The organism is Methylobacterium sp. NEAU K (assembly GCF_030700285.1).
In the GTDB taxonomy this organism is placed as follows: domain Bacteria; phylum Pseudomonadota; class Alphaproteobacteria; order Rhizobiales; family Beijerinckiaceae; genus Methylobacterium.
This window is the reverse complement of the sequence record NZ_JAUYZJ010000039.1, coordinates 1-19,276: the sequence shown is the minus strand read 5'-3', so window position 1 is coordinate 19,276 and position 19,276 is coordinate 1. Positions and strand designations below refer to the sequence as shown.

Annotated in this window: 15 protein-coding genes and 1 tRNA gene; 10 read left to right on the top strand and 6 right to left on the bottom strand. The window is 71.0% G+C overall.

Annotation, left to right across the window (positions count from 1 at the left end; translation table 11 throughout):
• Nucleotides 1–394: 394 nt before the first annotated feature.
• The 5 genes from Q8W67_RS23075 to uraD all read right to left on the bottom strand — a co-directional run bounded on the left by Q8W67_RS23075 (nucleotide 395) and on the right by uraD (nucleotide 7,292).
• Nucleotides 395–471, bottom strand: a tRNA-Arg gene (locus tag Q8W67_RS23075).
• A gap of 726 nt (nucleotides 472–1,197) precedes the next feature.
• Nucleotides 1,198–2,544: an NCS2 family permease gene (locus Q8W67_RS23065; RefSeq protein ID WP_305550148.1), complete on the bottom strand. Its 1,347-nt coding sequence runs from the start codon at nucleotides 2,542–2,544 to the stop codon at nucleotides 1,198–1,200.
• Nucleotides 2,544–5,279, bottom strand: a complete 2,736-nt coding sequence (locus Q8W67_RS23060) for a molybdopterin cofactor-binding domain-containing protein (RefSeq protein ID WP_305550145.1) — start codon at nucleotides 5,277–5,279, stop codon at nucleotides 2,544–2,546. The genes Q8W67_RS23065 and Q8W67_RS23060 overlap by 1 nt, the downstream gene beginning before the upstream one ends.
• Nucleotides 5,276–6,103, bottom strand: a complete 828-nt coding sequence (locus Q8W67_RS23055; RefSeq protein ID WP_305550143.1) for an FAD binding domain-containing protein — start codon at nucleotides 6,101–6,103, stop codon at nucleotides 5,276–5,278. The genes Q8W67_RS23060 and Q8W67_RS23055 overlap by 4 nt, the downstream gene beginning before the upstream one ends.
• Nucleotides 6,104–6,395: 292 nt before the next feature.
• Complete coding sequence (gene uraD / locus Q8W67_RS23050; RefSeq protein WP_305550142.1) at nucleotides 6,396–7,292, bottom strand: 2-oxo-4-hydroxy-4-carboxy-5-ureidoimidazoline decarboxylase; 897 nt, start codon at nucleotides 7,290–7,292, stop codon at nucleotides 6,396–6,398.
• Between the two features lie 404 nt (nucleotides 7,293–7,696).
• On the opposite strand from uraD, the gene pucL reads away from it, so the two are divergent.
• Nucleotides 7,697–8,539: a factor-independent urate hydroxylase gene (gene pucL / locus Q8W67_RS23045; RefSeq protein ID WP_305550141.1), complete on the top strand. Its 843-nt coding sequence runs from the start codon at nucleotides 7,697–7,699 to the stop codon at nucleotides 8,537–8,539.
• A gap of 670 nt (nucleotides 8,540–9,209) precedes the next feature.
• On the opposite strand, the gene Q8W67_RS23040 is transcribed toward pucL, so the two are convergent.
• On the bottom strand, nucleotides 9,210–9,644 hold the full coding sequence (locus tag Q8W67_RS23040; protein WP_305550139.1) for a hypothetical protein: 435 nt from the start codon (nucleotides 9,642–9,644) through the stop codon (nucleotides 9,210–9,212).
• 489 nt (nucleotides 9,645–10,133) lie between these two features.
• Here Q8W67_RS23040 and Q8W67_RS23035 point away from each other — a divergent pair, with 489 nt between their 5' ends.
• The 9 genes from Q8W67_RS23035 to Q8W67_RS22995 all read left to right on the top strand — a co-directional run.
• Nucleotides 10,134–10,598, top strand: coding sequence for a hypothetical protein (locus Q8W67_RS23035; protein WP_305550138.1), 465 nt, complete (start codon nucleotides 10,134–10,136; stop codon nucleotides 10,596–10,598).
• Between the two features lie 308 nt (nucleotides 10,599–10,906).
• Nucleotides 10,907–11,197 carry a hypothetical protein gene (locus Q8W67_RS23030; protein WP_305550137.1) on the top strand — a complete coding sequence of 97 codons (291 nt, stop codon included), beginning with the start codon at nucleotides 10,907–10,909 and terminating at the stop codon, nucleotides 11,195–11,197.
• A 331-nt stretch (nucleotides 11,198–11,528) separates the two neighbouring features.
• Nucleotides 11,529–12,425 carry a LysR substrate-binding domain-containing protein gene (locus tag Q8W67_RS23025; protein WP_305550136.1) on the top strand — a complete coding sequence of 299 codons (897 nt, stop codon included), beginning with the start codon at nucleotides 11,529–11,531 and terminating at the stop codon, nucleotides 12,423–12,425.
• Between the two features lie 211 nt (nucleotides 12,426–12,636).
• Nucleotides 12,637–13,386: an SDR family NAD(P)-dependent oxidoreductase gene (locus Q8W67_RS23020; protein ID WP_305550135.1), complete on the top strand. Its 750-nt coding sequence runs from the start codon at nucleotides 12,637–12,639 to the stop codon at nucleotides 13,384–13,386.
• Nucleotides 13,387–13,397: 11 nt separating this feature from the next.
• Nucleotides 13,398–14,264: a transketolase gene (locus Q8W67_RS23015; protein ID WP_305550134.1), complete on the top strand. Its 867-nt coding sequence runs from the start codon at nucleotides 13,398–13,400 to the stop codon at nucleotides 14,262–14,264.
• The gene (locus tag Q8W67_RS23010; protein WP_305550133.1) at nucleotides 14,261–15,283 is read left to right on the top strand and encodes a transketolase family protein; all 1,023 of its coding nucleotides are present in this window, start codon (nucleotides 14,261–14,263) and stop codon (nucleotides 15,281–15,283) included. Before Q8W67_RS23015 ends, Q8W67_RS23010 begins: the two co-directional genes overlap by 4 nt.
• Complete coding sequence (locus Q8W67_RS23005) at nucleotides 15,274–16,161, top strand: NAD(P)-dependent oxidoreductase (RefSeq protein ID WP_305550132.1); 888 nt, start codon at nucleotides 15,274–15,276, stop codon at nucleotides 16,159–16,161. Before Q8W67_RS23010 ends, Q8W67_RS23005 begins: the two co-directional genes overlap by 10 nt.
• Nucleotides 16,162–16,358: 197 nt before the next feature.
• The gene (locus tag Q8W67_RS23000) at nucleotides 16,359–17,375 is read left to right on the top strand and encodes a TRAP transporter substrate-binding protein (protein WP_305550130.1); all 1,017 of its coding nucleotides are present in this window, start codon (nucleotides 16,359–16,361) and stop codon (nucleotides 17,373–17,375) included.
• A gap of 12 nt (nucleotides 17,376–17,387) precedes the next feature.
• On the top strand, nucleotides 17,388–19,276 hold a 1,889-nt coding region (locus Q8W67_RS22995; RefSeq protein WP_305545069.1), incomplete at its 3' end, for a TRAP transporter large permease subunit.

Here is a 19,276-nt window from a genome sequence, read left to right as displayed (position 1 = left end):
ACCCCCATCGCTTCCCCCTTACCGGAACCTCGGAACAGCGTTGCATCAACCAGTAAAGGCTCCGAATCAGGGCGACCAACTCTGGCTCTTGGATCCGCTCGGCCGCCCCTGCGCTGCCGAACCACTGAACCTCACGCGGGCCTTCCTCGCGCCAAGTGCCCAACTCGTCGGTGAGGTCGAGGACATAGACGGAGACGCGGCATGCGTACGCTCGACCGTACGCTTCTCAGCCACCACCGCCAACATGGCGCGGACCGAACGGGCGAAACGATCCCAGACACGGCGAAGTGGGGAGCCGCCTTCAGCCGCCAGTGCTACGCATCACCGCAGTAGCCCGGCTGTAGCCCAAACTTGCACTGGGAGTGCTGTCGCGTTGCTAAGTCATTGAGGAGATTGGCGCACCCGACACGATTCGAACGTGTGACCTTTGCCTTCGGAGGGCAACGCTCTATCCAGCTGAGCTACGGGTGCTGACCGCGCCGATTTTCTAACCCAACCGAGCCGGCGGCGCAACGGCGCTGTGGAGCTCGACGTAGAGGTAGCGGAGGCTCCTTGCCTACAGAGCGTGGGACGAAACCCGCGTGACACGGTCGCCAGTCGAAGGGCCCGCGGCCCCTGGCGCCGGCTTTGCGGGTGCAGCGAAGCGATGACGGCGCGAGACAATCGGCCGAGCTCTCCAACCGGAAGCCGCATCGATCCCCGAGTGGATCGTATCCGATAGGCAATCCTCGATCCACGGCCGAGATCGCGACGGGATCGGAGGGCGCGGCGAGGGTCATCAGCTGGCGGGCCGCCGCGTCAGCCCGCGGCGCGCACTGCCGGGCAGCGGAGCGGGGCGCCTGGCGGGGGTGTCGTGGACGCATGCGCCCGCCACCCAGGTCGCCCGCGCAGTGCGGTGGTCGCCCGGCCACATGAGAACGAACAGCAACGCCTCGATGTCCCTGCAGGTGCCCGTGCCAGAGCGCGATCAGCGCCGTGCTCTCGTCGTAGCCGCGTTGCGCCCTGTAGAGCAGCGCCGCCGGGGTGTTCCGGTCCATCACGACCTTGCCGGCGATCATGCGGGTGTTGAAGCGCTCGGATTCCGCGAAGAACCTCTCCACGGAACCCGGATCCACCGTGCTGGAAACCGCCGCGGTGGTCGCGTCGGGGGTCCGGAGGCCGCGACCCGCCTTGCCTCGCTCGACGCGTGCTCGGCCGTCAATGCGCGCTTCCGGTCGCGACGAACTTGAACAGGAAGACCGCCGCGATCACCCAGACGACCGGTTTCACCTCCCGGGCCCGGCCGGTCAGCAGCTTCAGCACCGCGTAGGTGATGAAGCCGAACGAGACACCGGTGGCGATCGAGTAGGTGAAGGGCATGAGCAATGCCGTCACGCAGGCCGGGATCGCCTCGGTGAGGTCGTCCCACGCGAGGTCGACCAGCTCGCGCAGCATCAGGCAGGCGACGTAGAACAGCGCCGGTGCGGTGGCGTAGGGCGGCACCGCGCTCGCCAGCGGGGCGATGAACAGGCAGGCCAGGAACAGCACGGCCACGGTGGCGGCGGTGAGGCCGGTGCGGCCGCCCTCCGCAACCCCGGCGGCGCTCTCCAGATAGGCGGTGGTGCTCGACGTGCCGAGGAGCGAGCCCACGAAGATCGCCGCGGAATCGGCCATCAGCGCGCGGTCGAGGCGCTCCATCCGCCCCTCGGTCAACAGCCCGGCGCGGCTCGCCACCCCCATGAGCGTGCCGGTGGCGTCGAACAGCTCGACCAGGAACAGCAGCAGGACGACGTTGAACAGGCCGCCCGACAGAGCACCCGTCAGGTCGAGGGCGAGGAGCGTCGGGGCGATCGAGGGCGGCAGCGACACGACGCCCTGAAAGACGTTGTCGGCGAAGAAAAAGCTCAGCCCCGTCACGGTGAGGATGCTTGTGAGCAGCGCCGCCCGTACCTTCCGGGCGCAGAGCGCGGCGACCATCAGAAAGCCGACCACTGCCAGCACCGTGCTCGGCTTGTGCAGGTCGCCGAGGGTGACGAAGGTCGCCGGGCTCGCGGCGACGACGCCGGCGTTCTTGAGCGCGATGATGGCCAGGAACAGGCCGATGCCGACTGTCAGGGCGATGCGCATGGAGCGCGGGATGCCGTCCACGATGACCGCGCGCAGGCCCGTCAGGGTGACGATCAGGAAGCACAGGCCGGACATGAACACGGCGCCCAGCGCGGCTTCCCACGTGTAGCCCAGCCCGAGCACGATCACGTAGGCGAAGTAGGCGTTGAGCCCCATCCCCGGCGCCAGGGCGATCGGGTAATTGGCGTAGAGCGCCATGATCATCGAGCCCAGCGCCGCGGCGAGGCAGGTCGCCACGAACACCGCGCCCTTTGGCATGCCGGCATCGGCCAGGATGCTGGGGTTGATGAAGACGATGTAGGCCATCGTCAGGAAGGTGGTGAGCCCGGCCATCACCTCCGTGCGCACGGTGGTGCCGTGCTCGGCGAGCCGGAACCTGCGCTCCAGCAATCCGGCTCGCCCGGCCGCCGGAATCGCGGGATCGCGCTTGACGTCCATCACCCCTCCCCGCCCCCGGCCGCCATCACGGCACGGAAGATCCTGTCGGGCGCGAACGGCGTGGCGGTGAGCCGGGCCCCGGTCGCGTCGCGGATCGCGTTGCCGAGCGCCGCCGCGACCGGATTGTAGGGCGATTCGCTCATCGATTTGGCGCCCAGCGGACCGATCCTGTCGTGGGTCGCGGCGAACAGGACCTCGGTGTCCGGGACGTCCGCGCAGGCGGGAATGTGGTAGTCGCGCAGCGCCTGCGTGACGACGCGGCCCGCGGCGTCGATGGACAGATCCTCGTAGAGCGCCGCGCCGATCGCCTGCGCGACGCCGCCCTCGACCTGGCCGCGGCACTGCATCGGGTTGATCACAGTGCCGGCATCGGCGGCGTGCACGCTCCGGAGGATGCGGACCTCGCCGCTCACCGGATGGACCGCCACCCGGAACGCCTGGACGTTGAACGCCACCGAGCGGGGGCTGCCGTCGGCCCGGCCCCTTGCCGCGAGGGGCCCGAGATCGGCGAGCGCCAGCGGGCCGCCCGGCGTCTCCACGCTGTCCCCGGCGAGCCGGCACGCGGCCGGGTCCGCGCCGCACAGCTCCGCGGCCCGGACCCGGATCCGCTGCGCCAGCGCCTCGGCCGCCCGGAGCGTCGCGAGGCCGGCCACCACCGTGCCGGTGCTGCCATAGGCCCCGGTGTCGTGGCCGACCGAATCCGTGTCCCCGCCCGCGACGCGGACGCGGTCCGGCGCGGCGCCGAGCGCCGAGGCCGCGATCTGGCGGTGCACGGTGCTGGTGCCGTTGCCGAACTCGGCCGTGCCGACCCGCACGGTGTAGCGGCCGTCCGCGTCGAGGCACGCCTGCGCGTCGGCGTGGTGGCCACGGGGCGGGATCGTGTCGATCATCGCCATCGCCATGCCTGTGCCGGCGCGCCAGCCGGGCTCCGGCTCCGGCCCGGGATCGGCCCGCAGGGCCTCCTCCACCCGGGTCAGGCACTGGTCGAGGCCGTAGCTGCCGAACACCACGTCGTGCGGCTCCAGGCTGTTCGACACCATCGGGTCGCCCGGCCGCACGGCGTTGATCCGGCGCAGGTCGAACGGGTCGATCTCGAGCGCGCGGGCGACGTCGTCGAGCGCCGATTCCAGCGCGAAGATTATCTGGCTGAGGCCGTAGCCGCGGAAGGCGCCGGCCGGCAGCGTGTTGGTGTAGACCGCGTGGCCGTCGACCCGCTTGTTCGGGCAGGCATAGGCGGCGAGCACCTCGTTGCAGCCGTGGTGGATCACGCCGCCCGCGTGGTTGCCGTAGGCGCCCGTGTCCGAGAGCACATCGAGGCCGATCGCCGTGAGGCGCCCGTCCCGGCGGGCCCCGACCGTCACGGCGACCCGCATTGGGTGGCGGGTCGTGGTCGCGGTGAACTGCTCCTGCCGGGTCAGCTCCCACATCACCGGGCGGCCGGTGCGCAGGACCGCGAGCGTCACGAGATCCTCGGTGAGCATCTCCTGCTTGCCGCCGAAGCCGCCGCCGACGCGGCCGCAGACGACCCGCACCGCGTCCCGGTCGAGGCCGAACAGATCGCACAGGGCGTCGCGGGTCAGGAACGGCACCTGGCTGCTGGTCCGGAGCGTCAGGCGCCCGTCCGGGTCGCGCCAGCCCAGGCAGCCATGGGTTTCGAGGGCCGCGTGCTGGACGCGCTGGGACCGGAACGTCTCCGCATAGACGAAATCCGCCTCGGCGAAGCCCGCCGTCACGTCGCCGACCTCGCCGTGGACCTCTGCGGCGAGGTTCGGGTGGCGGGTGAGCGGCGGCGCATCCGCGCCCGGCCGGTCCACCGGATCGTGGACCTTCGGCGCGTCGGGGGTGAGTGCCAGATCCGGATCGAGGAGGGCGGGGCGGACCTCGTAGCTGACGCGCAGCGCCCGGCAGCCCGCCTCGGCCGCCGCCGCGGTCTCGGCGACCACCGCGGCGACCCGCTGGCCGACGAAGCGCAGCACCGGATCGAGCACCCGCGTGTCGGCCGCATCGTCGCGCGGGTCCTGGTGGCGGCCGGTGGAGAAGCGGCGCTGCGGCGCGTCCGCCGGGGTGAGGATCGCCACGACCCCCGGGACCGCGCGCGCGTCGGCGGTATCGATCGCCACGATGCGGGCATGGGCGTGGGGCGAGCGCAGGACCTTGAGGTGGAGCGACCCGCCCGGCGGCGTGTCGAGGGTGAAGCGCGCCCGCCCGGTTACCACCTGGGGCGCGGCCGGCGCCGGCAGGTTCTTCCCGACCGGATCGCCGCCCTCTGCCCCGTCCTCGACATGCGAGACCCCCGCGATGGCGTCCCGGATGGCGCGGTAGCCGGTGCAGCGGCAGAGGTTGCCCTTCAGGGCGGTGCCGAGATCCCGCTTCTGGCCCTGGTCGAGGGCGGCCGCCGTCATGATCATGCCCGGCGTGCAGAAGCCGCACTGGAAGCCCTGCGCCGCCAGGAAGGCCGCCTGCATCGGGTGCACGGCCTCGGGCGCCGGATCCTCCGGTCGGCACGGGCCGGCCAGACCCTCGATGGTGGTGACGCTGCGCCCCTCGGCGCGGAAGGCCGGGTAGAGGCAGCTGTGCACCGGCTCGCCGTCGAGATGGACCGTGCAGGCACCGCAATCGCCGGCGTCGCAGCCCTTCTTGACCCCGAACCAGCCGGCCTCGCGGAGGTACGTGCGCAGGCACTGGCCGGGGCGGGGCGCGCCCGCATGCGCGAAGCCGTTGACCGTGAGCCTCATGCGGTCGCCCCGTCCGCCAGCGCGTCGCGGATCTCGTCGGCAAAATGCCGGGTCATGTGCCGGCGCCAGTCCGGCCTTCCATGGACGTCGTCGTAGTAGAGATCGTCCGGGATCGCGTGCTCCAGCGCCCGGGCCAGGGCGTCGCGGTCGGGCAGCGCCGCGAAGGCGAGGCGCAGCGGGCGGCGGACCGAGGCGGTGACGGTGAGCGCGAAGCCGCCATCCGGGTCGCGCGTGCCGATCAGCAGCGCCCCCGAGCGGCCGTTCGGGCTGAGGCTGATGCGCCGGAAGGCGGTGCGGCGCGCGAGCGCCGCGGCCGGCACGGACAGGCCGCGCAGGATCTCCCCCGGCCTCAGGGCATTGCGCTGGGGGGCCAGGACGAAGTCGGTCACCGGCAGGTGCCGCTCGCCCCCGTCCCGTGCCCAGATCGTGCAGGTGGCCTCCAGCGCGGCGGCCAGCGCGGTCATCGGCCCGGCCGGCAGGGCCATGCAGAGGTTGCCCCCCACCGTGGCGACGGTCCAGATCTTGAACGATCCGAGCAGGGCGCGGCAGCACTGCCCGACCAGGGGGGCGGCGATCCAGGCTGGCGGCAGATCCAGCCGATCGAGTTGGGCGATGGTGCAGGTGGCCGCCAGCGTCAGACCGTCCGCCGCGATGGCGTGCGGCGGCCAGCCGAGGCCGGTCAGGTCGACGAGGCGCCGCGTCCCGGGCTGCGGTTCCGAGAACAGCCAGGTGCCGCCCGCCAGGCAGGCATCGCCGTCGCGCCAATCCGGAAGGTCAGACCGGCTGCGGGGCCGGATGACGGTCTCGATCGCGTTGAGATCCATGGCCCCTCGTAGGCCGGATGCCGGCCTTGCATCAGCGGGTTTCGCAAAGTGTCCCGCGGCTTCGCGTCAAAGGCCAGCGCCCGATCAGAAGCCTGAGCGGACGATGCGTTGGCCTGCCGACGCAAGTTCATTCAGCCTCGCAATAGGCCTGCCGCCTTCCTTCGCCCAGCCATGCCTCGCGGCGAGTGCGACGATCGACCCGAGCCGGAGAACGCACATCCCGGTCCCCTCCGCGCGCCTCCCGACAGCCGGCACGCGCGGCGTGCGCGCCGCCGCAGGCCCCTTCCGAGCCTCAGCTTCCGCGGTAGGTCTGGAAGCTCCACGGCGTCGCTGCCAGCGGCACGTGGTAGTGCCCCTCCGGCTCCGCCACGCCGAAGCGCAGAGGCACGACGTCGAGGAAGGGCGGCTGCGGCAGGTCGAGGCCGAGCCGGCGGTGGTAGTCGCCGAGCGCGAAGCGCAGTTCGTAGGTGGCGATCGGGACCGGGCGTCCGCTGATCAGCGGCGCGTCGGTGCGCCCGTCCGCGTTGGTCCGCGCCCGCGCCACGAGAGCGCTCTCGGTCGCGGAGACGATCTCGACGAGGTCCACCGCCACGCCCTCGGCCGGGCGGCCGAGCGCCGTATCAAGCACGTGGGTCGAGATCCCCCCGGTCGTGCGCAGGCGTCCCTCCCCGGCGACCAGGGCGTCGAGGCGGATCGCCGCGATGCGGCACACCTCGGCCTGCGCCGTGCGGGACTCGGTCTCCGGATCGGAGGCCAGGCGGCGCTCGAAGGCGGCCAGCAGGGCGGCGCGGCCGTGGCGCTTCACGCAGAGGATGAACGGGATGCCGAAGCGCGCGCGGTACGCGGCGTTCAGCGCCTCGAGGCGCCGGTACTCGGCATCGGAGAGCCGGTCGAGACCGGCCGACGCCTGCTCGGCGATCGAGTCCGGCGCGATGGCACCGTTGCGGGCGGCGCGCCCCGCCAATTCCGGGTGGCCGGCGAGCAGCGCGTGGCGCATCCCGGGGGACGCCGCCTCGACGGCGGCGCACATCGCTGCGTGCAGGGCGGCCACGGTGGCGAACGGGCGCCGCGCCGCCGCGTCCCGCGCGACCCAGGGGGCGTGCTCGAACACGCCGCCCAGGGCCGCGACGAAATCCGGCTCCGGCATGCCGTTGAGATCCGCGAGGGAGAAGGTCATCGCGCCCGTCATGTCCTGATCCGTGGCGTGATTAGCAGGCAACGGGCCACGAGCAGGCAATGACCTGAGCGCGGGGTCAAGCGCCGCGCTGCGGCACGCGATCCGGCCTCGAACCGTCCGCACGAACCGGTCGGGGCCGCCGCAGGCTGCGGGAATGGCCAGCGTCCGCCCCTCTCCCTCCGCGCCGGGTTCGTCCCGTCGTGGTACACGGCTCGGCGCCCCCGCGATCAGGGCGCGCCGAGCCGAGATCCGATGCCGCACGCGCTGGATCCGCGGCGCGAATCCGGCATCCTGCCCTGTGCCCTCCCGATCTTGACGCGGAACCTGTACTTCGACGGACGCGGCGCGCGAGGCCGTCACCCGCCCAGCCGAGACCGCCGAGGCGCACTGACGGCCTAGCCTTTTCGGAGATCCCCATGGCCCTGACGGCATCGCGATACGGCAAGGACCGGGTCCGGGTGATGCGGCTGACCCGCGACGGCGACCACCACGTCCCGCGGGAACTGGCGCTCTCCGTGCTCATGACCGGGCGCTTCGACGCCGCCTGGACCGAGGGCGATAACCGGTCCTGCATCGCTACCGACAGCGTGAAGAACATCGTCAACGTCACGGCGGCCAGAAACCTCGCCCTCGACAAGGAGGCCTTCGTGGCGGCCGTGGCGCAGGTCCTGCTCGACACCTACGCGCAGGTCGAGGCGGTGGCGATCGAGGCCGAGGAGACGCGCTGGCTGCGCCACGCCATCGCGGGCGTCCCGCACGGCCACACCTTCACGCGGGACGGCAACGGTGTCGGCTTCGTCGGGCTGGCGGCCGGCCGCGCCGGCACGACACTGCGCTCGGGCCTGCGCGGCTACACCTTCATGAAGACGACGCAGTCGGGCTGGGCCGACTTCGTCGATGACGGCTACCGCACCCTGCCCGACACCACCGACCGCATCGCGGCCACCAGCATGGACGCGACCTGGACGTGGTCGGCCACGCCAGGCGACTACGAGGGCGCCAACACGCGGATCCTGTCGACCCTGCTCGCGGTGTTCGGCACGACCTACAGCCGGAGCGTTCAGGACAGCATGTACCGGATGGGCGAGGCGGTGCTGGCCGACGTCCCGGAGGTGGCCGAGATCGCCTTCGTCATGCCGAACAAGCACTACGTGCCGATCGACCTGAAGCCCTTCGGGCTGGAGAACCCGGGTACCGTGTTCCTGCCCACCGACGAGCCGCACGGCCGGATCGAGGCGACGATCGCCCGGACCGGTTGAGACGGCCGCCCGGGGCCGCGCGGGCGGGGGGCGGCGCCAAGCTGTAACGGCGGGCGGAATGGATCGTGGTGATGTCGGACGGGCGCATCGTCTGTGCGACTCCGGCGACCGCCGAGGTCAGAACCATCGGCCGACCCATGGCCGGCCATCACCGGGGCACCTGGCCGGGGACGAGCCATTCGGGCGCGCCGGCGGAGCGACGGGCTCGGAATACACGACGCTCCATGCAAGTCGCGAGATTGAGAGCGCGCGCGATCCGGGCCACCATCGGCTCGATCCACGGGCGCGGCCATGCAGGCGCAGACAAGCGCACTGGGCTTTCAGCGGCGCGACCCGATCCACATGGCCGAGGCCTTCAGAAATGAGGACCCCATAGGCCGCAAAGCGCAGCTTCTTGGTAAGCTCGGCCGCAGCGGCTCCCGATGTTGCCGCGGCGACAACGGATCGTCGGCCACTCGTCCTCTCGCGATTGCCGCAGATGCGGGACGCCCTCCCCTCACCGCCATCCGAGCAGCACGATGAGGCTGGAGAATGTGAACGCCGAGGCCATGACGGTGAGCGCGGAGATATCCATCGGCATCCGGTAGAGGCACGGCGTGGACTTGCCCATTCGACCACCCGCCGCAGCGACATGGTGGCACCCGTCCGCCGCGCGGCGTCCCCCGACTTCTCAGCGACCGACACCGGTCCCGCCGCCGATCGGACCGATCGCGTTCGGTCCGGTATTGGGAGCGGGCGTCGCGGCCTGGTTCCGCTCGATGTTCATCTGAAGCCTGTCGCTCTGCGTCGTCTGTTCCTGTCGCAGGGAGCGCATCTGGCTATTGTACTCCATCGACTGGTTTGCCGCGTTCGGGTTGTCCTGCCGCACCTGCGCCAGGACCGGCGTCAAGAACGCCGATGAGAGGCAGAGGCCGGCGAGGAGGATGAGGCGCATGGTCAGGCTCTGAACGTGAACGGGTTCGCCGGGTCGACGCATTCGGGGCCAGCCAAGTTCCGCTCGACAGCCGATACCGCCGTGTGGATCCCATCGCGGGCGCGGCTTGTCGCGGCCGAACGGAACGACGCGGTTGGTCGCGGCGATGCAGGCTATGCGGATGGAGCCCAAGCTGCCGCCATCCCGGCTGCTGTCTATCGCCGACGGTGATGTATCGTTCCGTGCCCCGGCCTGCTGGAATAGTCGCGCTTGTCGGCGAGGACGCACTGGTCATTGCTGCGCGCGCGCCCGTCAGCACGTCGTGAGGCTCCTCATGATCCATCTCGACGGCGGTTCCGAACCGCCAAGTTTCCCGTCGTCGCGCAGGCGTGGTCGTGCACGCCGTCTTCTTGATGAGTACGTATTAAATACGCACGACGACCCCGCGAATCCCGGTGTCCGGCGCACGCGATGCTTCGCCAGGGGGGGGCGTTGGTCGCCCCGTGATCCGCACGTTAATCTTCGGGGCGAGCCAGTCTTCGAGGGTCGGTATCAGTCTTTTGCATGACCGCCGATTGGACATCGTGCTCCGCTTTCGGTTAATGCTTAAGCTCAAGTGCGGCGATGAGGGCCGGGCATCGCGTCAGGGCGAGCATGATGATTGTCAAGCGGATCGCGACCTTGGGCCTCGTGCTTCTGGCGGGCGCTTGTTCGCGTCTGACGAATGTTCCGACGACCTACAGCGCGTTGCCGCCAGTCTCTGCATCGGCGCTGGCGGCGGCTCCGGCAGACGTGGTCGCTGACCTGCCGCCTGTGGTCATCCCCGGCACCATGCGGGTGCCGGCCACGGATGGCGGGTCGCGCGGCGTGAATCCGACCGCGGCGCTGGATGCGTCCCGGCATACCCGCCTGGCCTGGGAGGCCTTGCGCCCCGCGGATCTCCTGAAGCCGCCCGCGCTGGCCGCAGCATCACGCGGCCGGTCGTCACCCGCCGACGTGACGGAGACCGCCGCCACCGCGACGCGGGCATCAAGCATCGACAAGCCGGCGGCGATCGCGACGCTGACCGACGACCGCGAGGCGACGATGGAGCGCCTCTTGAAGGGTGGTCGAAACGCTGCGAGCGCGATCTGCTCCGGGTGCTGAGGCCCTGCGCACGCCGTCCACGGGCACTGCCTCGTCCCGATAGATCTGCCGGAGCCGGCCAAGAGCTCCGGTGAAGGACCAGCATCGCGGCCTCGCGAGGCCTGACCGGGCGGCCACGATCCACCGCACATCTGTCCGCAATACGCTGCTGCCCCGAACGAGCCGGCCGGGGGCGGATCGTCCGTTCATCCGTGCCGCACCTCCTGGAGGCGACAGGGTTAGCCGATCCCTCCCCGTCGCCCGGTGTGTTTACGCCTCGTTAACAAATTCTCTCCAGGTTGTGTGAGGCGACCTGGAGGAGACATGTCATGGCGGCGATGAAGGTGGAAGACGAGCAAGCTGTCGAGCGCCTGACGCTGCAACTCCTTCAGGATGCCTATTGCGACCTCGCGGCCGTGCTGCGCGGTGCGCAGCCGCATGCCGCCGCAGCCATCCTCGCCGTCATGGAACAGCGCGTCACCGACGTCCTCACCCGGATCTGCCGGCAGGATTCGGAGGGGACCGCCTCCGCGGAGATCGCGATCGCCGTCGGAGAGCGGATCGGCGAGATCATGGATCAGGCTCACGGTCGGGCCGGGCATACCGCGCTCGCGGCCTGACCCGCGGCCTTCGCCTGCCAGCAACGCTTCGCCCCGGCGCGGTGCGCGTTCCCGCGTAGTCGACCGCGTTTCTCCAGGTCCGGCCAGCCCTCACAAGCGGATCGGTGACCTGAGCGTCCATGCCGAACGGGCATTCTCGATCACGATCAGGCCGGCAAATCGACGCCTCGACCGTCCGATCCTGCAGCTCCCGACCGTCGGCCAGAATGCGCCCCGAGGTGATCGCATACCACGGCTCGGATCGGCCAGGGTCGTGTCTTGGGTCAGGATTCCGCCTGAGGCGGGTCGCGCTCATTGCCAACGCCGTGAGTGCCGTCACATCCTGCCTCGAATGCGCCCGCCCGTTCCCCTCTCCGCCATCCGGATCTTCGAGGCCGCTGCGCGGCGCCGCTCGTTCAAGGCCGCGGCTGGCGAGCTGAACCTGTCGCCGAGCGCCGTCAGCCACGCCATCCGCAAGATGGAGGAGACGCTCGGCATCACGCTGTTCGAGCGGGTCGGCCCCGGCATCGCGCCGACGCCGGCCGCGGAAGCGCTGTGCGACCATGTCGGCCGGGCGTTCGTGGAGCTCAATCGCGGCTTCGACTTGGTGGCGAACCGCGGCCCGCAGCTGCTCCGGCTGCACTGCGCTCCGAGCTTCGCCGCGCAGTGGCTCGCCCCCCGGCTCGCCCGTTTCCTCAGCGAGCATCCGGGCTTCGAGGTGCGCCTAGCCGCCGGTATGGACTACGCCCGCTTCATCACCGACGAGTTCGACGCCGACATCGTCTACGGCCCGCCCCGCGGCGAGGGGCTGGTGCGCATGCCGCTGGGGCTCGAGACGGTGACGCCGCTGTGCGATCCCGAGCGTGCCGCCCGGATCGCCGATCCGGGCGACCTGCTCGCACACACGCTGATCCAGAGCGACAACAAGCAGGTGCGCTGGACTCACTGGTTCGAGCGGAACCGGCTCGCCGCGCCGCCGGCCGCGGGCATCCGCTTCGACCGGAGCTTCCTGGCCCTCGCGGCCGCCGCGGACGGGCTCGGCGTCGCCCTCGAATCGACGCGTCTGGCCGAACGGGAGATCGCGGCGGGCCGCCTCGTCGCGCCGCTCGCCGGGCGCGCCCAGGACATCCATTACATCGGGCATCACTTCGTCTGCCCGGCCGATGCCCGCCGCCGGGCGCCGCTGCGGGTCTTCGCCCGCTGGCTCGCCGGGGAACTGGCGATCGCGCTCAGCCCCGAACTCGCCTGACTCGGAAGGAGGTGAATGGCATTCACCTGCGCGTGCAAGATTCGCGTTTGTCGCGGAGGCTCCTTGACGGCACAGTCCCCGCAACGAGAGAGACGGGAGGAGACGACGCCGCAGGCCGCGCGATCCGGAGGATCGCGGTCATCGGCCCGCCGCACCCCCGTCCTGACGACAGCTTCGATCGCGCGCCATCGCGGGTCGCCGGGAGGGTCCCATGCTTCTGAACGATCGGGTCTGCGTGATCACCGGGGCGGCTTCCGCCCGCGGCATCGGCAAGGCGACTGCGCGGCTGTTCGCCGGCCACGGCGCCCGCGTCGCCATCCTCGACCTCGACGCCGGCCAGGCCGAGGCTGCCGCCCGCGACATCGGGCCCGGCCATATCGGGCTGGCCTGCGACGTGACCGACCGGGCCGCCTGCTCTGCGGCGGCGGACGAGATCGTGGCGCGGCTCGGGCGCATCGACGTGCTCGTCAACAACGCCGGCATCACGCAGCCGCTCAAGATCATGGAGATCGGGCCGGAGAACTACGACGCGGTCACCGACGTGAACCTGCGCGGCACGCTCTACATGAGCCAGGCGGTGATCCCGGGGATGCGCGGCCAGGGCTCGGGGGCAATCGTGTGCATGTCCTCGGTCTCCGCCCAGCGCGGCGGCGGCATCTTCGGCGGCCCGCACTACAGCGCCGCCAAGGGCGGCGTGCTGGGCCTCGCCAAGGCGATGGCACGCGAGCTCGGCCCTGACGGGATCCGGGTGAATTCCGTGACACCCGGCCTGATCCAGACCGACATCACCGGCGGCAAGCTCACGCCCGAGCTGAAGACCGAGATCGCCAGGGGCATCCCCCTCGGGCGCCTCGGGGTGGCCGACGACGTCGCCAATGCCTGCCTGTTCCTCGCCTGCGACCTGTCCACGTACATCACCGGCGCGGTGATCGACGTGAACGGCGGCATGCTGATCCACTGAAGGGGCGCGCCATGCCGACCGAAAGGCTGCCGACCGAACGGCCCCGCGCGGGCTCCAACGTCCCGCTCAGCGAGCGCGCCTACCGGATCCGCCGCCACGCCCTGCGCATGGGCGAGGTCCAGGGCCAGGGCTACATCGCCCAGGCGCTCGGCATCAGCGACGTGCTGGCGGTGAGCTACTTCCACGCCATGACCTACCGGCCCGAGGATCCCGAATGGGAAGGCCGCGACCGCTTCCTGCTGTCGATCGGCCACTACGCCATCGCCCTCTACGCCGCGCTGATCGAGGCGGAGATCCTCCCCGAGGACGAGCTCACGAGCTACGGCGGCGACGACAGCCGCCTGCCGATGTCGGGCATGGCCGCCTACACGCCGGGCATGGAGATCACCGGCGGCTCGCTCGGCCACGGTCTGGGTATCGCGGTGGGCATGGCGCTGGGCCTCAAGCGGAAGAACGCGAAAAGCTTCGTCTACAACCTGTTCTCCGACGGCGAGCTCGACGAGGGCTCGACCTGGGAGGCCGCGATGTCGGCGGGCTCGTTCAAGCTCGACAACCTGATCGGCATCGTCGACGTGAACGGCATGCAGGCCGATGGCGCCTCCACGGGGGTGCTCAACTTCGAGCCCCTGGCCCCTAAATTCGAGGCGTTCAACTGGTTCGTGCAGCGGGTCGACGGCAACGACCTCGACGCGCTGGTCCAGGCCTTCGACGCGGCGCGCCATCACTCGGGCACCCAGCCCCGGATCATCATCTGCGACACCCGCATGGCCAAGGGCGTGCCGTTCCTCGAGGCGCGCGAGCGCAACCACTTCCTGCGCGTCGAGCCCGACGAGTGGCAGCGGGCGCTGGCGATCCTGGATGAAGGGAGGGTGCGGTGAGACGCTCCAAGTACGAGAAGCCCGCCCCCCGCGAGGGCGGCAGCCTCAAGACCTCGGCGATGATCGCCTCGCTCGCCGCCCCCGGGCAGCGGACCAAGGCCGCGCCGTTCGGCCATGCCCTGGTCGAACTCGCCAAGACGCGGCCCGATATCGTCGGCCTCTCGGCGGACCTGTCGAAATACACCGACCTGCACATCTTCGCGCAGGCCTACCCTGAGCGCTTCTACCAGATGGGGATGGCCGAGCAGCTCTTGATGAGCGCGGCCGCCGGCCTCGCCCGGGAGGGCTTCACGCCCTTCGCCACCACCTACGCGGTGTTCGCGGCACGGCGCGCCTACGACTTCATCTGCCTGGCGATCGCGGAGGAGAACCTCGACGTCAAGATCGCCTGCGCGCTGCCCGGCCTGACCACCGGCTACGGCCCGAGCCACCAGGCGACGGAAGACCTCGCGATCTTCCGCGGTATGCCCAACCTCACGATCATCGACCCGTGCGACGCGCACGAGATCGAGCAGGTCGTGCCGGCGATGGCCGCCCATAAGGGGCCGGTCTACCTGCGGCTCCTGCGCGGCAACGTCCCCCTTGTGCTCGACGCGTACGGCTACACGTTCGAGCTCGGCAAGGCCAAGACGATCCGCGACGGCCGCGACGTGCTCGTGATCTCCTCCGGGCTGATGACCATGCGGGCGCTGGAGGTGGCCGAGGCTTTGCGCGACGACCGGATCGACGTGGCCGTCCTGCACGTGCCGACGATCAAGCCCCTCGACGCGGCGACGATCCTGCGCGAGGCCGGGCGCGGCGGACGGCTCGTGGTGGTGGCGGAGAACCACACGGTGATCGGCGGCCTCGGCGAGGCGGTGGCCGGCCTGCTGATGCGCAACGGCACGATGCCGGAGCGCGGCTTCCGCCAGATCGGCCTGCCGGACCAATTCCTCGACGCCGGCGCCCTGCCGACGCTCCACGACCGCTACGGGATCTCGACCGCCGCGATGGCGCGGAGCATCCGCGGATGGCTGTGAGCCGCATCGCCTTCGTCGGCCTCGGCGCCATGGGCCTGCCGATGGCCGGCCACCTCGTTGCCGCAGGCTTCACGGTGCGCGGCTACGACATCCGGGCGGAGAGCCGCGCAGCCCTCGTCGCGGTCGGCGGCGCGCCGGCGGAGACCCTGGCGCAGGCGGCCGACGGCGCCGACGCGCTGCTGCTGATGGTGGTGAACGCCGCCCAGGCCGAGGACGTGCTGTTCGCGCAAGGCGCCCTCGACGCCCTCGCCCCGGACGGGATCGTCGTCCTGATGGCGACCTGCCCGCCGGGGGCGGTGGAGGCCATCGCCGGGCGCGTTTCGGCCTCTGGCCGCCGGTTCGTGGACGCCCCGGTCTCGGGGGGCGTCGTCGGGGCGAAGGCGGCCAAGCTCACGATCATGGCCGCGGCGCCGGCCGGGACGCTCGCGGCGATCCGCCCGGTCCTCGACGCGCTGGGCGACCGGATCTTCCACGTCGGCGAGCGGCCGGGCCAGGGCGCCACCGTCAAGGCCGTGAACCAACTCTTGTGCGGCGTCCACATCGCCGCCGCCGCCGAGGCGCTGGCACTCGCCGGGCGGGTCGGGGTCGATCTCGCCGTGGTGCTGGAGATCCTCTCGGGCTCCTCGGCGTCGAGCTGGATGCTGCGCGACCGCGGGCCCCGCATGCTGGAGCGGGCGCCGGAGGTGACCAGCGCGGTCGACATCTTCGTCAAGGATCTCGGCATCGTGCTGGAGGCCGGCCGCAGCGCGGGCGCGGCGCTGCCGCTCGCCGCCCTGGCCCATCAGCTCTTCGTCTCGACTTCGGGCCGCGGCGACGGTGCGGTCGACGACAGCCAAGTGGTGCGCGCCTATCGCGCGCTCAACGGGGACCGAATGTAGGTGCTTACGCGCCGTCGCGGCTTGTCCGCGCGCCGCTGAGCCCGGATGATCTGCACCGGAGCGAGAGACGGCGCGTGAGACGCACGGAAACGGCACCGGGACCAGTATCCGGGGCCGGAGATTAAGGGACGCGCGAATCCACAGGACCGGATAACGGCGGGGATCGCGCGGCTCGGGACGACCCAGGGAGTGAAACCATGCGCGACACGCGTTTCAGCCGCCGCAGCCTGCTCGCGGGCGCAGCCGCCCTGCCGGTCTTCGGCATCCTCACCCGGCGCGGGCAGGCCGCCGAGTTCTCCTACAAGCTCGCCACCGGCCAGGACCCGACCCACCCGGTCAACATCCGGGCGCAGGAGGCCCTGGACCGGATCCGCGAAGCGACGGGCGGGCGCCTGGAGATCAAGCTTTTCCCGGCCAACCAGCTTGGCTCGGACACCGACCTGCTGGCGCAGGTCCGCAACGGCAGCGTCGAGTTCTTCAACCTCGCGACCTCGATCCTCGCGACCTTCGTGCCGGCCGCGAGCCTGCCCAATACGGGGTTCGCCTTCAAGGATTACGAGGCCGTCTGGTCGGCGATGGATGGCGGCCTCGGCGCCTTCGTGCGAGGCGAAATCGCCAAGACGCCGATCCTCACCGTCTCGAAGGTCTGGGACAACGGCTTCCGGCAGATCACCTCGTCGACCCGCGAGATCCGTACGCCGGAGGACCTGAAGGGCTTCAAGATCCGCGTGCCTCCTGCGCCGATGCTCACCTCGCTGTTCAAGGCGCTCGATGCCGGCGCGGCGCCGATCAACTTCAACGAGCTGTACTCCGCGCTCCAGACCAAGGTGGTCGAGGGCCAGGAAAACCCGCTCGCCATCACGGCCACGACGCGGCTCTACGAGGTGCAGAAATCCTGCAGCCTGACCGGCCACGTCTGGGACGGCTACTGGATCCTCGGCAACAAGCGGGCGTGGCAGCGGCTGCCGGAGGACCTGCGCCAGACGGTCTCGCGGGAACTCGATCGGTCCGGAAGCGACCAGCGCGGGGATGTTGCCAAGCTCAGCGTCTCCTTGCGCGAGAGCCTCACCGCCAAGGGCATCACCTTCATCGACGTCGATCGCGCGCAGTTTCGCGAGGCGCTCGGCCGGACGAGCTTCTACAGGGATTGGAAGGCCAAGTTCGGCGATGCGGCCTGGTCGCATCTCGAGGATGTGTCGGGCAAGCTCACCTGAAGGGAGGGCGCCATGCAGATCGACATCGCGGCGGTGGAGAGTGCGGCGGGTCTTGAGCTGGCAGGTCCGCCCCTGCGCGCGCGGCCGTGGCTGCGCCGGTTGGACGACGGGCTGGGCTACCTCGTGGAGATCCCGGCGGCGCTGCTCGTGCTGGCCGAGATCGGCGTGCTGCTCGGCGGGGTGGTGAGCCGCTACGTGTTCCGTGAACCGCTGGTCTGGTCGGACGAACTGGCCTCGATCCTGTTCCTGTGGCTCGCCATGCTGGGCGCCGTGGTCGCCTTCCGCCGCGCCGAGCACATGCGCATGACCGCGCTCGTCGCCATGAGCGGCCCGCGCCTGCGCGCCTTCCTGGAGACGGTCGCCCTGGTGGCCGGCCTGATCTTCGTGGCGCTGCTGCTGGAGCCGGCCTGGGAGTTCGCCAGCGAGGAGGCCTTCGTCCAGACGCCCGCGCTGGAACTCAACAACGCCTGGCGGGCCGCCGCCCTGCCGGTCGGCCTCGGCCTCATGCTGGTCGTCGCGGCGATCCGCCTGCTGGAGACCGCCGACTGGCGCCTGACCGTGGGCGCGCTGGCGCTGGGCGGGGGCCTCGCCGCCGGGCTGGTGGCGCTCCAGCCCTGGTTCGCGGGGCTGGGCAACCTCAATCTGCTGCTGTTCTTCGTCCTCGGCGTCGGCGCGCTGGTCTTCTCCGGCGTGCCGATCGCCTTCGCGTTCGGGTTGTCGACCTTCGCCTACATCACGCTCACCACCAACGCGCCCTCGATGGTGGTGGTCGGGCGCATGGACGAGGGCATGAGCCACCTCATCCTGCTGGCCGTGCCGCTGTTCGTCTTCCTCGGCCTGCTGATCGAGATGACCGGCATGGCCCGGGCCATGGTGGGCTTCCTGGCGAGCCTGCTCGGCCACGTGCGCGGCGGGCTGCACTACGTGCTGGTCGGGGCGATGTACCTCGTGTCGGGCATCTCCGGCTCGAAGGCGGCCGACATGGCCGCGGTCGCGCCCGTGCTGTTCCCCGAGATGAAGGCGCGGGGCGCCAAGGAGGGCGACCTCGTGGCGCTCTTGGCCACGACGGGCGCGCAGACCGAGACGATCCCGCCCTCGATCGTGCTGATCACCATCGGCTCGGTCACGGGGGTGTCGATCACCGCCCTGTTCACCGGCGGCCTGCTGCCGGGCCTCGTGCTCGCCGTGACGCTCTGCGCGCTCGTGTGGTGGCGCTATCGCGGCGAGGACCTGAGCCACGTCGCCCGGCCCGCGCGGCGGGTCATCGGCCGGGCCTTCGTGGTGGCGGTGCCGGCGCTGGCGCTGCCCTTCGTGATCCGCTTCGCGGTGGTCGAGGGCATCGCCACCGCCACCGAGGTCTCGACCATCGGGATCGTCTATGCCGCATTGGCAGGGCTGCTGATCTACCGTCAGTTCGACTGGCGGCGGCTCTACCCGATGCTGGTGACGACCGCGACGCTGTCGGGGGCGATCCTGCTGATCATCGGCGCGGCCACCGGCATGGCCTGGGCGCTGACCCAGTCGGGCTTCTCGCAGACGCTGGCGGTGACGATGAAGAGCCTGCCCGGCGGGGCGATCGGCTTCCTGTTCGTGTCGGCGGCGGCCTTCATCGTGCTGGGCTCGGTGCTGGAGGGCATCCCGGCGATCGTGCTGTTCGGCCCGCTGCTGTTCCCGATCGCCCGGCAGGTCGGCGTGCACGAGGTCCACTACGCGATGGTGGTGATCCTCGCCATGGGCATCGGATTGTTCGCGCCGCCCTTCGGCGTCGGCTACTACGCCGCCTGCGCCATCAGCCGGATCCACCCGGACGCCGGCATGCGCCCGATCGTCGGCTACATCCTGGCCCTCCTGGTCGGCCTCCTCGCCATCATCCTCGTCCCCTGGTTCTCCATCGGATTCCT

What these genes read in the sequence shown, in the direction of transcription:
- Q8W67_RS23020 (WP_305550135.1), top strand. Translation starts at nt 12,637, where the DNA reads ATGCTTCTGAACGATCGGGTCTGCGTGATCACCGGGGCGGCTTCCGCC.
- Q8W67_RS23000 (WP_305550130.1), top strand. Translation starts at nt 16,359, where the DNA reads ATGCGCGACACGCGTTTCAGCCGCCGCAGCCTGCTCGCGGGCGCAGCC.
- Q8W67_RS23025 (WP_305550136.1), top strand. Translation starts at nt 11,529, where the DNA reads ATGCGCCCGCCCGTTCCCCTCTCCGCCATCCGGATCTTCGAGGCCGCT.
- pucL (WP_305550141.1), top strand. Translation starts at nt 7,697, where the DNA reads ATGGCCCTGACGGCATCGCGATACGGCAAGGACCGGGTCCGGGTGATG.
- Q8W67_RS23060 (WP_305550145.1), bottom strand. Translation starts at nt 5,279, where the DNA reads ATGAGGCTCACGGTCAACGGCTTCGCGCATGCGGGCGCGCCCCGCCCC.
- Q8W67_RS23055 (WP_305550143.1), bottom strand. Translation starts at nt 6,103, where the DNA reads ATGGATCTCAACGCGATCGAGACCGTCATCCGGCCCCGCAGCCGGTCT.
- Q8W67_RS23065 (WP_305550148.1), bottom strand. Translation starts at nt 2,544, where the DNA reads ATGGACGTCAAGCGCGATCCCGCGATTCCGGCGGCCGGGCGAGCCGGA.
- Q8W67_RS23015 (WP_305550134.1), top strand. Translation starts at nt 13,398, where the DNA reads ATGCCGACCGAAAGGCTGCCGACCGAACGGCCCCGCGCGGGCTCCAAC.
- Q8W67_RS23005 (WP_305550132.1), top strand. Translation starts at nt 15,274, where the DNA reads ATGGCTGTGAGCCGCATCGCCTTCGTCGGCCTCGGCGCCATGGGCCTG.
- Q8W67_RS23030 (WP_305550137.1), top strand. Translation starts at nt 10,907, where the DNA reads ATGGCGGCGATGAAGGTGGAAGACGAGCAAGCTGTCGAGCGCCTGACG.
- uraD (WP_305550142.1), bottom strand. Translation starts at nt 7,292, where the DNA reads ATGACGGGCGCGATGACCTTCTCCCTCGCGGATCTCAACGGCATGCCG.